Annotated in this window: 9 protein-coding genes and 1 pseudogene; 4 read left to right on the forward strand and 6 right to left on the reverse strand. The window is 57.9% G+C overall.

Annotation, left to right across the window (positions count from 1 at the left end):
- From SO180_RS39855 to SO180_RS39865, 3 genes and pseudogenes are all read left to right on the forward strand, one after another.
- Positions 1-513 (forward strand): TCP-1/cpn60 chaperonin family protein (locus SO180_RS39855; RefSeq protein ID WP_449384261.1); only part of this gene is annotated, 513 nt, incomplete at its 5' end.
- A gap of 680 nt (positions 514-1193) precedes the next feature.
- On the forward strand, positions 1194-1595 hold the full coding sequence (locus SO180_RS39860; RefSeq protein ID WP_449384262.1) for a hypothetical protein: 402 nt from the start codon (positions 1194-1196) through the stop codon (positions 1593-1595).
- A gap of 185 nt (positions 1596-1780) precedes the next feature.
- Positions 1781-2885: pseudogene (locus SO180_RS39865) on the forward strand (Fic family protein).
- 2568 nt (positions 2886-5453) lie between these two features.
- Here SO180_RS39865 and SO180_RS39870 read toward each other — a convergent pair.
- From SO180_RS39870 to SO180_RS39890, 5 genes are all read right to left on the reverse strand, one after another.
- On the reverse strand, positions 5454-5774 hold the full coding sequence (locus SO180_RS39870; protein ID WP_449384263.1) for a hypothetical protein: 321 nt from the start codon (positions 5772-5774) through the stop codon (positions 5454-5456).
- A gap of 69 nt (positions 5775-5843) precedes the next feature.
- On the reverse strand, positions 5844-7463 hold the full coding sequence (locus SO180_RS39875) for a tyrosinase family protein (protein WP_449384264.1): 1620 nt from the start codon (positions 7461-7463) through the stop codon (positions 5844-5846).
- Entirely contained in the window at positions 7453-8205 is a 753-nt protein-coding gene (locus SO180_RS39880) for a DJ-1/PfpI family protein (RefSeq protein ID WP_449384265.1), read from the reverse strand. The genes SO180_RS39875 and SO180_RS39880 overlap by 11 nt, the downstream gene beginning before the upstream one ends.
- Positions 8202-8519 carry a MoaF-related domain-containing protein gene (locus SO180_RS39885; RefSeq protein WP_449384266.1) on the reverse strand — a complete coding sequence of 106 codons (318 nt, stop codon included), beginning with the start codon at positions 8517-8519 and terminating at the stop codon, positions 8202-8204. Before SO180_RS39885 ends, SO180_RS39880 begins: the two co-directional genes overlap by 4 nt.
- Positions 8495-9490 (reverse strand): hypothetical protein, encoded by a 996-nt coding sequence (locus SO180_RS39890; protein ID WP_449384267.1) that lies wholly within the window; start codon positions 9488-9490, stop codon positions 8495-8497. Before SO180_RS39890 ends, SO180_RS39885 begins: the two co-directional genes overlap by 25 nt.
- Before the next feature lie 883 nt (positions 9491-10373).
- On the opposite strand from SO180_RS39890, the gene SO180_RS39895 reads away from it, so the two are divergent.
- A complete protein-coding gene (locus SO180_RS39895) occupies positions 10374-11057 on the forward strand; it encodes a helix-turn-helix domain-containing protein (protein ID WP_449384268.1) in 684 nt (227 codons plus the stop codon).
- 1205 nt (positions 11058-12262) lie between these two features.
- Here the strand turns inward: SO180_RS39895 and SO180_RS39900 are convergent.
- The gene (locus SO180_RS39900; protein WP_449384269.1) at positions 12263-13006 is read right to left on the reverse strand and encodes a response regulator transcription factor; all 744 of its coding nucleotides are present in this window, start codon (positions 13004-13006) and stop codon (positions 12263-12265) included.
- Between the last annotated feature and the right edge of the window lie 1211 nt (positions 13007-14217).

Here is a 14217-nt window from a genome sequence, read left to right on the forward strand (position 1 = left end):
CGCGTCGGCGGCGCGACCGAGGTCGAGGTCAAGGAGCGCAAGGATCGCGTTGATGACGCGATGCATGCGACCCGCGCCGCGGTCGAGGAAGGCATTGTCCCGGGCGGCGGCGTCGCCCTGCTTCGTGCAACCGAAGCGCTCAAGGGTCTGCGCACCAAGAACGACGACCAGAAGACCGGCGTCGAGATCGTGCGCAAGGCGCTGTCCTGGCCGGCCCGCCAGATCGCGATCAATGCCGGTGAAGACGGTTCGGTGATCGTCGGCAAGATCCTCGAGAAGGATCAGTACGCCTACGGCTTCGACTCGCAGACTGGCGAATACGGCAACCTCGTCACCAAGGGCATCATCGACCCGACCAAGGTCGTGAGAACTGCAGTCCAGAACGCCTCCTCCGTGGCGGCGCTCTTGATCACCACCGAGGCCATGGTCGCCGAGCTGCCGAAGAAGGCAGCTGCCGGTGCCGCCATGCCTCCTGGCGGCGGCATGGGTGGCATGGGCGGCATGGACTTCTGATCTAGCCGTTACACCGAACCATGAAATGTGAAAACCTCGGCGGCCACGCCGGGGTTTTCTACTTAGGATGGGCTCGCAACGCGCCCCCCTGGCCTGTTCCCACGTTGTCAAGGGACACGATCAAGCGAAACCATTCCCTGCTCGGCGACGGATGCCGAACGAGGGTGGGGCGCTCTGGTCGTTCGCACGTCACTGCCGATGCTATTGCCCGCCAACTGCCGCCACTTATTTGGGCCACCGCGGATTTCGACAGGTGGAGCACTTTTAAGGCGAGCAAAAAATGCGGACAATGCCACTGGTATTGAACCAACGAGAAGGTCAAAGCACAAAGGACATGGCGTCTACGGACCGGCGCTGAAGTCACGCTAGGGCTTTCAACTAGGCGCAGCCTCCTCAAAGCAGTCGGACTGATTGTACTGTACGGCGCAAAATTGGGACGCAGCACTATTGCCGACGCGCGACGGTCAGGACCAGCCTGCGATATTGTACGTAGCTGGGCATTAAGCGTTGGATGTGAAATCCTTCACAATGAGAGATGATCGCGCGGCCTACATTGGGCTTGCGAGCACAGCGAACATCGTTCCCTCTCGACATCGCCGGAAGGAAGCTACCTCATGAGCAGCGACTCTCAGCCTGCGAATCCGCCCAGATGGGATTGGCCATCCTGGATGAAGGGCAGCATGCCCAATCCTCTCGATTTCTTTGCGGCGCCTCGGAACTTCGTTCAGCCCATACTGCCTGGTTGGGTGTTTGGTAGCGTAACCAACATCACAGAGCAGAATTCAAGCGCGCCTGATACCGAACGAGAGATTGTTGCCGCGCAGAGCTACGGTCGCCAGCTAGGCCGCGTCATGGACGCTCTCGCCATTCTTATCGCCGAGTTGCCCAAGGCGAAGCAGGATGCGCCGGCTTTCGAAGAACTTGCCAAGATTCATCGCGATATCAATGAAATCAAGGCACGAGCTGCAGCGCGACGCCTCAACAACATCGCGGCTGACCTTGCTACTCTCAAAGAGACGAAGCCCGAGCAATATCAGCGCCTCGCAGCGACGCTTCGCGAGGTCCTGAAGGCAACGCAATAGCGATATCGATAATGTGACCTAGGCTCACATAAACGTCGGCTGTCTGCCGGACGACATCGGTCCAGGTCGCGCGTCTAATTCGCGGATGACCGAAAAGCCTCGCAACTCTCCAGTGAGTTATAGGATGGCTTGCTATAGCTCATTATTAATCCCACGCTGAGTTATAGAAAGCAGTGCTATAGCTCATGCCTTGGAACCGGGAGGAACCGACCTGGCCCCACTTACCTATGACGCGGGCAGCCCTTGAGCGGTTGGAAGCTGCCTTCGCTGGGGCGACTTCATTGGTGCGTTCAGGCACGTCAGCCAGGATGATCAGCAAAACCTGCGGATCGAGCTCATCAGCGATGAGGCGCTGAAGACCTCGGAAATTGAAGGCGACATACTGAACCGCGACAGCATTCAATCGTCCTTGCGCTACCAATTCGGCCTTGGCGAACAGCAGGCCGGCGTGCCTTCTGCTGAAAGAGGTATCGCGCAGATGATGGTCGACCTATACCTCAATTTCCAAAAGCCTCTGACCGACGAGACATGTTCGGCTGGCACAGCATGTTGATGAGCGGGGACCGGACCATCAGAACGATCGGTGCTCTCCGCACTCATGCAGAGCCCATGGAGGTGGTCTCTGGCCCAATCGGCCCGCGCAGGGTTCACTTTGAGGCGCCGCCGTCTGAAAACATGGCGAAAGAAATGGCTGCGTTCGTTCAGTGGTTCAACGACACGGGCCCTGACACCCGTCAACAGCTGCCGGTGATGACGCGCGCCGCTCTTGCCCATCTGTACTTCGTCAGCATCCATCCATTCGAAGACGGGAATGGCCGCATTGCCCGCGCGGTCGCGGAAAAGTCGCTTGCGCAAAATCTCGGCCAACCGACGCTAATTGCGCTCGCCTACACGATCGAGCGCAAGCGGAAGGCTTACTACGATGCGCTTGAGCGCAACAACCGCCGCATGGAGCTAACGGATTGGCTGCTGTACTTCGCCAATACCATTTTTGAGGCGCAGGTTAACACTAACCACCGTGTCGATTTCTACATTGCGAAGACAAAGTTCTATGAGCGTCTCCGCGGTCAGTACAACGAACGCCAGGAGAAGGCTCTGGCTCGAATGTTCAAGGAGGGCATCGATGGGTTCAAGGGCGGTCTCAGCGCCGAGAAGTACATCAGCATTACCAAGGCGGCTCGCGCGACCGCCACTCGTGACCTGCAGGACCTCGTCGCGAAAGGCGCATTGACCAGGACGGGCGAGCTCCAGCATACGCGTTATCACCTGAAACTCGATGCAAACGAGTGAGCAGAACTATCAACCATACTCGTCTGACGCGGGCTATCGCGCGCCTCTAGCGCGGCCTTCACCCCCGTTGTGATCAGCGACTTGTCCCCTTCGTGCTTGCTGAGCAAGTCCCTTTAAGGCTGGAGCCACTATTTCTACTTTGGCGAGCTCCAGTCGCGGGTTGTATATTAAATACAAATTTCGGGGGGATGATGCTGCTTACTTCATTTCGTGTATCCAATTTCAGGTCCATTCAGGACAGCGGAAACATCAAACTCGCACGGATCACGTCGATCCTTGGTCGAAACGAGAGCGAAAAGTCTAATTTACTTCTGGCGCTTCGCAGCTTGAACCTGTCGAAGGATTTACGGCGCTCAATCCCATTAAAGACTTGCCGTGACATCGCCGATTGCTCGAGGACGTGCAGAGATTGAGCGTTTCTTGAAGGCGAGATCGAGGCACTGACCAAGTTGGTCTATGTCCTTAATGATTTAGCACGCGCCGGAGCCTTTGTAGTGACGGGGCTTGATGGGGTCGTCTGCATACCGCGCCGCTGTCTGCGCTGAGGATGGGTGATAGAAACAAGGTAAGGGCGAGGATAACGACAAGATCAAAGCTTCAGCGAAGCGCGCCGGTACGCAATATCTAAGGCACTCCCCAAAGCGAGGAGGCCCGGCATTGGAGGCGAATCCGGCCGGGCCTCTGAGTCGCCAATCCTGTGCAGGGGCTGACTGACGACAATCAATGATTGCACAGCAGGCTTACGGAAGCCTGACGGAACGAAGTCACCTGCCGAGTTCAACTCGGAAACGCGGCGCTTCTCTAGTTATAGGGACAGCCTGAGCGGAACATCCATCATTCACTGGGCTAAGGAGCCGGAATTCTCGAGAATGAGTGGCGGAACGCCGAATTTCGGCGCGGAGTTGGGTCCGCGGGTTATTCCGTATTGAAGTATCAGTCCGATTGTCGCTTGATCGACGTGATGCCTGCGGACGGACGCGGCGGACCGAGCGAGATGAGCCGCTGTCAATCTCGTTAGTTCGCCGGCGGGAACGACTGACCGCCTCTTTCGGCGCCGGTCTGTCACGCCGAACTCGCCGGCCTGGCTCCGCGCTTTCGACCAAATCTCGATTGAGGCGCCACAGGCCCTTCGGATCTTGCGGCCTCGGAAGTACGGTCGGCATTGAGAAAACCCGCTCAGCGGCGTGACATTGCTGCGCGATCTCTCCAGAAAAATGGAACGAAGTTGAGGTAGGAATAGCAAATCCTGGGCCAACGAGGCTCTGCGACCGAGATGCGGCCCGATGACGCGGCAATTGGCGGCCCGTGTTCGAACGCCTCCACAAGACGGAGCGCCCTCCTCCAGCAGCAGTCAAGATCGGAGTTGCATCTTGCCCGCCGTCGGCTGTTCGGTGATATCGCCTTGCTGGCGCCTGAACGAATTCAGCTGACCAACGTGTGACGTCGAAACAACCAATGGTCTGGACTTTATCTGCTTCGATAAGTCCGTCCGTCGAGCTTGCTCAGAACAAAGCTGCCTCGGTGCATAGGCGTATTTGCGGGTTAGTTGACGCACATATCCGATGAGATTGGCGCGCGGCGGCGTGTCCCCCATCGATGTTCCCGTAGTCCGCGAGCCTCGCGGCAGCCCTGCGGCCGGGTCATCGGATGCATGCAGTCGTGCTTTTGAGGTGAGAATTAAGGAGGCGGGTTGGGTCTTGTCCAGGACCAGTGTCTGATGAGGCGAGCAGACCTGATCCACGTGCGCTGCTCGGCAATGGCGAGGTCGCCGTCGGCAATCCAGGAGGCGCCCGACGCTTCAGTTCGGTGTATGGCGGCCCCTTGATGATCGCTCGGGACATTGGGTGATTGCCGCGCCAACAGCAGTCCGCCCTGGCTGCCGCCAATCACACCTAGTCGCCGTGGACTTGTGACCTTGCGTTCGCAGGGCTCGCGTATCAAGCCAAGCAGCGGAAACACGCAACGCATGCATAGCGCGGCTTACGCCATCTCGCGCCCATTCACTGCAAGCTGTATGCCGGCTAAAGACTCGCGAGTTTCAGCCCGCTCAGGGCTGCACGACCATGTCCGCTTGTCGACATTGGTTGCCAAGCAGACACGCGACAGCGTGTCGGCCGGACCGCCAGTCAGGCAGCACCAGTGAATTCGATCATCAGTGGCCAAGAACGGGACACAGCGATGCACCCGCCCGCCATCGTAATACCTCCGTATATGAGGTAGATTCCTCGCAGCTGGCGTTGGAGCCAGATTGCGATCGAGCTAAGGGCGGTGTGCATGGCAATCGCCGATTCGTTGACGCAAGCATCTGCCGAATAGGACGAGCTCCTCCTTGCGAAACACACAGAGCGCGCAAACAAGCGAGCAAGGTCGGCCCCATTGTCGGGCTTATCGATCGACGTGACGGGCAGGGCGAAGCTCGACCCACGTCGTATGATGGCTGCGACCACCAGCGTCCAGGCCATTACTCTTTCGATAATCCGCAGCCTGAATCTGACAGAGCCGCCGAGTTTTAGGAAGGTTTCGTAGTGTCGATGAACCCACCTAATCGTGCCGGGCGCGCCAGTTTCTTTACCTTGTCGTATTAGGAGCCAACAACTTCAGACTCTTCACCTCCGCTGGATTCGGCGCGCGAGGAGGCTTGTTTGCTTCGGTGATGGTCACGACAACGGATAGATTGTCGTCGTGAATCGCATCGGGAGGTACGGGCAACGAATAGATGCCAGCGTTCTGGCGCTCGCCCGGGCCGAAAGGCGAGATGGCGCCGAGTAGCTCGCCAGCTTGCGTGGTGACACGGACACGCTGACCCGGCGCAAGAGGTCCCACTTGCACCTCGATCCACGCGATGGCCCCTGGGGCAAGGGAATGGGGGAGCGTAAGCGTTCGTTCCATTCCTCCTTCCTCTGCGCCATAGGCAGCGGATGCTGCGAGCATCAACACGATTACCAAATGGCGCACGGCCTACAGCGCTCCGATCGAGACTGCCTTGAGCACAGGAGTGGTCTCCTCCCCATTTACTGGCGTGACCCTTACGGCCAGATTTGCATTGGTGGCCGCGGTGGCAAGGGGCGCAGTGAGAGCGTGCAGCGTGGCGGGAAGCGGGACCGCAAAGGTTGCCTCGTGGGACATGCCCATGTCTGCCATTTGCGGGCCGAAAAACCCGACTGTTCCGGCATAATACGGGCTGTCAACGCCGAGATTGGTAGCGTCGGACGGTGCGCCGATGAATACGCGGAACCGGCGGGTGCTTGAGGTGCCCTGGGGGCGCGTCAGCGTGACCTGCGCGACCAGCGGCCGCGGGTTATTGGCGTTGCTGCGCCCCTGCAATGTCGCAGCCGGAATCTCAACCGAAGCGGCATTCGCCGATACGCGCGCGGCGGCTACCGGTGGCTTCTGCGTAGTGAGCTCGGCGACTTCCGGTTGAACGAGTGTTTCGCCAAAACCCTTGTCGTCATAGTCGTAGTCGAATCTCTCAGTGGCGAGATAGTCCCCGGCCTTGCCGTTCAAGACATAGTCTCCATTGGCGTCTACAAAGAACAAGAACGGCTCATCCGACAGGGTTTTCAAGTCGTCGCCCTCGGGCAAATAGGGTTGATGGCGCGACTTCTGTTTGCGCGTCCACACGTCCCAGAGCCGATCCATATTGGAGTGGTGAAGGAAAAAAACCGGATCGACCGGAGAAAGGAAATTGGTCATGTTTCCATAGGGGCCAGGATCGAGTGGGCCTTGTCCGCCAATGCAGTTGTGGACAAGATTGTGCGGCATTCCCTCGAGGACCGAAAAGCTCGTCGGCGCGCCGGTCGACGCTGTGTTGTGGGATGGGCTCTTGATACTGTTGAAGCTGAGATAGTTCACAGGGTTGTAGAAATCAGGCGCCAGCAGACCAGCAGAGACAGTCAGCTTTGACACGGCCCGCGTCGTATCACCGTCGAGATGAGGATTGGTCTTTGACAGGTAACGCGCGCCGCAGGTTGGTGCGAAGCATTCGTTTCCTGCCACGCCCTTGCCGGTCACACCGAGTGGACCGTTCCACAGATCATCGAATTGCACGTAGGTGCGCGCGGTGAGCTGACCCTTCTGCGCGGAAGAGAGGCTGTCCCAGTATCGTGAGAGCGTCGGCTTGATGAACGAGGTGAAAACAGCAAAATTTTCCGTATAAGGCTTGAAAGCATCGCTCGTCGGCGACAGCACGCCCGCGAACATCTCGTCTGGTATTTGCGGCAGTTCGGTCCAGTCCCAGTAGGGAAGGGCGAAATCGGCGTCACCGCTGAGCGAGCGGATGGTCTGCTCGAAATAACCGAGATACCCACGATGCCACACATAGAACCACCAGTTTCCATGTGGACAGTCCAGGAGGTGGACGAAGGCGTTGCGGAACCAATTGTGGGGATGATCGGCGGGCAGCCTCAGCATCGCTTCGACGCCTTTGGCGTAGCTCACGAGCGCCTTGCGTCCTTCATCGCTCGTGACATTGCATCTCTTGTATCTTGCTGCTGCAAGAGCCGGCTTGAAGGGAAGAGCAACCGCGGTGGCCGCCATCGCTCCCAGAAGCTCGCGGCGTGTGATTTGCTCAATTTGCATCTGTCCCTCCCGTAGTTTTCCTGTCAACGACGCAGTCGTCCCATTGAGCTTGAGGCGGGTAGAAAATTGGCGTCTGCGGGTCGCGATGCCAATCGTACTCCGCCGCTGCCACTGCGTTTTCGGCAACGGCACGCCCAGCCAGTCTCGACACCAGGTAGAAGCCGAGGTCCGTTCCGGCCGACACGCCGGCCGACGTCACGTAGCGTCCTGCGTCGACCCAACGCGACACATTGTCCCAAAGGACCTTTGGTCCCTGCTTTGCCACCCAGGTAAAAGCACCATGATTTGTCGCGGCCGGGAGACCAGTCAGCAGGCCAGCGCGCGCGAGCACCGCTGCGCCCGTGCAGACGGAGGCCATAAGATTCACCTTGGCGTCCATCTGGCACACCCATTCGAGCAGCATCGCAACGCCTTCAGGATCGGCCTGTTCGTCGAGCAGCGGCCACGTACCCCCGCCACCGGGGATCATAAGGAGATCCGGTGGATCGGCGAGCGCCTGCTTCATGTCCAGGTCCGGCATGACTGCAGGACCGTTGATGCTCCTCACCTTCTCGAGGTGGCGCCCAATGAGCATCGTTGCGAAAGGATAGGGTGACGGGTCCCAGTAGTTCTGGCCGAGAAAACGAGAGATGGTGAAGGCCTCGGCGAAGCCAAACACGTCGATCGGCTCGAAGCCTTCGAAGACGAAGATGCCGATCCGCTGCGTCGACGGTGGTGCCGTATCGAGCGAAGCCGCCCTCATGGCAATTCCCGGAACTTACCGTGAAACTGGTCAAAGGAGAGATCCGGCTCCGTGATATTGGTGACGATGGTCTGACGGTTGTAATCTTCGATGTGAACGACCGTCGTCTTGTCGGACTCTTGCCAGGTCACCAGGAAAATCCCTTCGGTGATCGGCTCGACCTTGATGGTAACGGTTTCCGATCCGACCTTGTTGCCGTTCTTGTCCAGGTTGTAGTAGGTCAGCGATGTTTCCGACGCGAAATCGAGCTCGACCTGAAAGGCGACGAAATCGACGAAATAGCGATGACCTACTCCGGGAAATCCACATGCCATGGTACCACTCCCCATTCTCGGACGTTGCTGGTTTCGCCTCGTAACGAAAGCTCGAACCGCTTGCAGTTGGCGAAATTCCCTCCGGCGCAACCGAGGAAGGCCGCCCGGTCGCCGTTTGATCTCATGGCACACTGTGCAAGGATGCGCTGATTGTCCGACAGCTGGATCCCAAGATGTAGAGCAGCACACGACGCAAAGGACGAGCCGTCCCTGTTCGAAACCGCACTGTCCAGCAGCCCCTGCTGGCTTTGAGGCAGGATCACCTGCTGATCCGCACGCCCGGCAAACTGGGATACATCTGGGCCGTCTCGCCTTGCGCACTCGTCGGCGGTTCTCTGTGGATCTCCGCCCGACGCTACACCGAACGCCCCCGGTGACGGGACTTGGCCGGATAGCCGTTCAAGGCTCATTTGAGGAACGAGATAACATGGCGTTGTGCCATGGGGACCGTTGCACATCGGCTGGACAGTGGTGCCGGTGTTGACCAACTGAGGACGTGCAGGATCGATGCTCTTCAGACCCGGGCCGCCCTGGTTTTGTTGCATCAAGTAGTTGCGGATAGCATCGCACACTCCCGGCCCCAACGGCCCCATGCAAAGCGGGGCCCCGTTAGGGAGCGCTCCGATTTGTTGGAATGGGTATTGCCGAGCCGCAAGTTGTTGCATCGCTAGATAGCGCCGGATCACCTGACAAGGCGCCTGCCCGAGAGGCCCATCGCAGATCGGCCCGAGACTTGGATGGAATGCTACCTGCTGCACCTGAATTTGCGAGGCCACCCGCTCGATCAGAAGGAAGCGTCGAACATCCTGGCAACGCCCTTCGCCGAGCGGTTCCTGGATCGGACCGAAGATAGTGTCAACTCGAATGTGCTGTAGTGGGATTTGATCTGGCTGAAAGCCCAGAGCGTCACCTTCCGAAATTTGGATGACAAACAGAGCAAAGAACGAAAGCGCTGTGAACAGCGGCCTCATATCGCTCTCCAGGCACAAACGATGGTGCAAATTGATTGGTCAATCGCAGTAATAAGTATGGGCAATGCTACCTTAGGTTAACAACGAGTACAAGCGCCCACATTGCCTGCGTTGCTTCACGTATCACTAAAGTGAGTGCACACCGAAACCCTCGCTGCTTGCTTTGGGCGCAGGGCCTAGCGAACGAGCAGACGGTACGCCCATAGCTACCGATTCCAGAAATCGGGACTGCACAACACTATCCGCATTTTGCATCACCGTTCGTCTCTCTGCGGCCATTCTCTGTACCGGGACGCAGCTTTTCCTCCTTGTTTCCGTAAAACACGCACTTTGTCCTCGCGATGCTGCCTTCAACTCTGCTTCCGTCACACGCGCTGACGCTCATGCAAAGGGGTTGGACCCTGATCTCTTCGACCGTCGGGACGTGGAGGCGCGTCGAAAGAGCCGACCGGGCTCTATGCGCGAGCGCGCCGGCCAAGCGTCACGATCCCTCGCACGATAGAATTAAAGGGGCGCTACCCCTGGTGCCTGCAAGGGCGCGATGCTCGGCCGCTTTTCCCCGGTCTTCCGCGCTTACGCTTTTGCAGACCGGGAGATACCCTCGGGCAGCGTCCGTCCTTGCACTTACATCCTCGGTCTCGGCTTCAGCGCGGCTTTGCGCTGAACCTAACTCATGAAGAAGGCGTGAGGGTGCTTAGTGTGAGTCCTCAGGTTTTACTTACTCGAGACGTACCACGAACGATAGCTTTCATGGCACCAACCGCATTGATCTCAGGGACAGTGATTGGCTACGGTCCTGGTCGATCAGATGCATTCTTTGGCGCAAGGGGTGTTCTTTCACTCCACGCGCCAAATCGCGTTTGGCTTTCCGCAGGAGTGCCCCATGTTCGTGCGCACCAACCAAGTCAGAACGTCCCGCCCCAACTCGCTTTCCGACCTCGGGATTACAAGCAGCTCCGATCTGAGCGTTAACTTGAGTGAGTTCACCTACAGGAAGGGGAAGGAGATTTACGGCGAGAAAGAACCCGCCGCGTACGTCTATCAGGTTACCAAAGGTGCGGTCCGAACCTACAAACTGCTCTCGGATGGTCGACGCCAAATTGGCGCGTTTCATCTGGTCAGCGATATCTTCGGACTAGAGAACGGTGAGAACCATCGGTTCACCGCAGAAGCGGTCGTGGAGACTACGGTTCGAATAATCAGGCGCACCAGCCTTGAAGACGCAGCCGAGAATGATGCGGTCGTTTTTCACAATCTGCTCAGGATGACCGCTCAAAGTCTACAACACGCCGAAAACCATATGCTGCTGCTTGGACGAAAAACCTCGTTGGAAAAAGTGGCGGCCTTTTTGCTTGAAATGGACGAGCGATCCGCTGCGGCCGGCGCATTGTCCCTCCCGATGTCCCGCCGCGATATCGCCGACTACCTTGGCTTGACGCTCGAAACCGTTTCGCGCGCCGTGTCCCATCTTCACAGACGGGGAATCCTCGATTTTATAGGGAGAAATCAGCGCGAGATCGTGATCCGCGACCGTCGGCAGCTTGTGAGTTTTGATTTGCAAAGTTAATTCGCCGGGCGACTTCTTCTTCGCAAATGTCGCTCTCCCTGCTCACAGCCAGCTCAAGGGCGGGCATCAACTGCAGTCTCAGTTCTCGAACGATTCCTGATCGTTGCTGGCGACAGCTGTGTCTTCCGTTAATTCTGCGCCTGGTCCCGCGGCGAGGCGAGACCGAAATGATGGTCCTATTGTGCGAAGTGCGACGTTCCTGATTTCTCATTGGATAGGTCTCTGCACACGATCGCAGTCACGCCAGCCGTGGTCGCATAATTCCGCTGTCGCAGCTGACGGATCGACGACGGGAAGGGGTCGCCAAAACTTGCCCTAATGCTTCCTCAAATCGCTTAGCTTGCGCATGTAATAGCCCTGCTCCACTATGGCCAACCTGATCTCATCGCTAATGCTGGCGACTCGCCTTTTCCTCCTCGGCCACTTCCCCAACGCGCCACTTAGCGGCAATGACGAACCCTGCGTGACGACCAGCAAATCACGTTTATCGTTCACATAAATGTCGAACATGCCCCCTCCGAGCTGACATGCAACGTCAGGGTGCCTCCATCGGTCTCCGGGGAGTGGACCGCGCCTCGACAATTTTGTGCCTACGCCTCCCATTTGGGAGGCGCGGCTCGCGGCTTCGTCACCTAGAATGAAACGATTGGAAATGACGCTGCATTTGATGAACTCCAATATTTGAAGAATGGAGACTGCAATGTCAAAGCGATTTTTATTTGCTGCCGCAGCGGTGTTGCTGGCGTGTGGCGGCACCACAGCCGCGGAGCTACCCGTTTACGCAATCACGGTTTGCTGATGCCGATCACGCCCCACCAGCTTGCGACGTTGGGCCCGGCCAACGCCGAGGAAGAGGCGCCACCCCCCGGCTTACGCTTGGTGGAATGCCGGCATCTCCGCATCAGATCGCAGTGTTGACGCCGCGCGCCAAAGTGGGTCGACGGACCGCCGCCCCACAGGTGGCGAGAGGCGACCTCTCTCCGCAATAAGTGATCTGGTGCGGCAACATTGCACCCAGCGCAACTCGTCAAATTTGCTTCGCCGCGCTTGGCCACATTGTCGGGAAGGTCGCTCATTTTCCATACCCGGTCGACGGAGATGAATCGGTTTGAGCTGGAGTTCACAGAATGAGTGCAGTGACGCATCGATAAGAGCGCCGCCCAGGAGTCTTTGAGCAAGATTGCCGGCCAGGCTCCCGGAGGATGTTACGTTTTCCTGCTCGCCGCATACCTTTGCGAGGAGAGGGGACTGCTCTCGAGAGGTCCCGCTTTCGATCTGGCCTGAAAGTGAGTCACATTTGATCGCACGAGGCTTGGACGTATCGTCGCAGTATCGGTTCTGATGCTGTCAACGAGCCGCACGATTTCTACGGGGGTACGAAGTTCCAGCTTTTTCATCATCCGAGCACGATTGACCTTCACCGTCACCTCGCTGACATTCAGCCTGATCGCGATCTGCTTGGCGAGCAATCCGTCTGCCACCAACGGTAGGATGTCACGCTCCCGTGCCGTGAGACCCTCGACACGTAGCCGGGCTTCGCGCGCGACGTGCTCGCGCTCCAGCCGACTTCGGTCGCATTCAACGCCAAGCCGCACCGCATCATAAAATTCCTGCTCGCGGAAAGGCTTGGGCAGAAAGTCCACCGCCCCGCGTTTCATCGCTTCCACGGAAACCCGAATATCCGAAACGCCGCTGATAAATACGATCGGAATCAGGATGCCTGAATCGGCGAGTGTTCTCTGCAACTCCAAACCGGTCGGTGACGTGCCGGGGAAGCGAACGTCCAGCACCAGACATGACGGGCCATCAGAGAGATCCTCCGTTATGAATTCGTCAATCGAGCCGAACAGTCTCACCTGAAGTCCGGCATCCTCGCAGAGACTTCCGAGAGCACTCCTGATTTCCTCATCATCATCAACCACATAAATCGTTACCGGGCTCGTACTCATGATTAAAAATCTCCTCGATCGATTTATTTTGTCGCGGGAAGGGAGCGGCGCCGGTTCCGCGCGAAAAATCAGGCAATCATTCTAGTTCAGCTGCGTGACAATGCTGCGGGCCAAATTATAGCTATTGGATTTTGTTCCTGTGGCCGGCGCTTTGATGGGTCGGCAATCTACTCACGTGCGCCTTCGTGCTCAGTAAAAGCAATGCTGCCAACTCTAGCTCCTGCTCGCGCCTTCGCAAAGAGGCTTTGAGCTCATCGAAACAGGCTGGCCTTCGAACTCAAAATCCGAACTGGCGAAGAACGACACTGCATGCGGAAATCAGAGAACCAAAACTGGTTGCGTTGAGAGGCGGTCTCGCCCCAAGATCCGTGTGAGTGAAGGGGACGCTACGCCGGACTGCCAATCCGGCTTTTTGGGGAAAGCTTTTCTCTGATCGCCAGATTGGATGGTCCAATTCACTCCGCCGCATGCGGAAGAAAAGAGATCTCACCGACTGCAGTGTTGAGAAGGACGAACACCCGTGAGGCCTATCTGATCGACGCCGTTCGCCGCGTTAGCGCGCGCGCCGGGATTGGGCAAGCATATCCAGCGGGCGTCCACTACGCTTCATCCCGCGAACACGGCCGATGACTGAATCACGAGAATGTTAGGCCGTGTACTAAAAACTTGGTGGCGCGATGCGATGATGACCATGTCACAAAGCGACTGAAGTTGTGCAGCGATACAATATATCGCGAAGTGCCAGAAGCGGTTATCGAGCGTCAGGGGGCCGCAACCACTACCTATTGGTGGGCGAATGCCCAGCATTCGTTTCGTTCGATCCTCGTCGTCGCTTGAGAACCACTGGCGGAATTAACCCGTTTTTGCGATCGTCCCCCTCAGTGTGGGCGCAAAAACCCTGGCGTAAATGTGGCGTCTGGTTCAGCTCTGTGTAATGCCAACTAAATCGTGCGGACGCTTAGCGCCTCTCGCGCCCCGCTCGCGTCGTTCAACGGGCGGACCGTCGTGTCCAAAAGCTGCGCAGTCTCGCAATCACACGCAGAATTTCGGAAGTGAAGGCAGTTAAATCGCGAGTCTTAAGCTTTGAAAGCCGGTAACCGAGCTATCGCCGAAAGTTGGTGACGGCGGGAATCGGGAAGGCGGCATATCGTGGGGGTGCTTGACGCCTCCACTTCTCCACGAAGGAGCGATATGCCGTGTCCAACGATAAC

Source organism: Bradyrhizobium sp. UFLA05-112 (genome assembly GCF_053572325.1).

What these genes read in the sequence shown, in the direction of transcription:
- SO180_RS39885 (WP_449384266.1), bottom strand. Translation starts at nt 8,519, where the DNA reads ATGGCATGTGGATTTCCCGGAGTAGGTCATCGCTATTTCGTCGATTTC.
- SO180_RS39880 (WP_449384265.1), bottom strand. Translation starts at nt 8,205, where the DNA reads ATGAGGGCGGCTTCGCTCGATACGGCACCACCGTCGACGCAGCGGATC.
- SO180_RS39860 (WP_449384262.1), top strand. Translation starts at nt 1,194, where the DNA reads ATGCCCAATCCTCTCGATTTCTTTGCGGCGCCTCGGAACTTCGTTCAG.
- SO180_RS39895 (WP_449384268.1), top strand. Translation starts at nt 10,374, where the DNA reads ATGTTCGTGCGCACCAACCAAGTCAGAACGTCCCGCCCCAACTCGCTT.
- SO180_RS39870 (WP_449384263.1), bottom strand. Translation starts at nt 5,774, where the DNA reads ATGGAACGAACGCTTACGCTCCCCCATTCCCTTGCCCCAGGGGCCATC.
- SO180_RS39875 (WP_449384264.1), bottom strand. Translation starts at nt 7,463, where the DNA reads ATGCAAATTGAGCAAATCACACGCCGCGAGCTTCTGGGAGCGATGGCG.
- SO180_RS39890 (WP_449384267.1), bottom strand. Translation starts at nt 9,490, where the DNA reads ATGAGGCCGCTGTTCACAGCGCTTTCGTTCTTTGCTCTGTTTGTCATC.
- SO180_RS39900 (WP_449384269.1), bottom strand. Translation starts at nt 13,006, where the DNA reads ATGAGTACGAGCCCGGTAACGATTTATGTGGTTGATGATGATGAGGAA.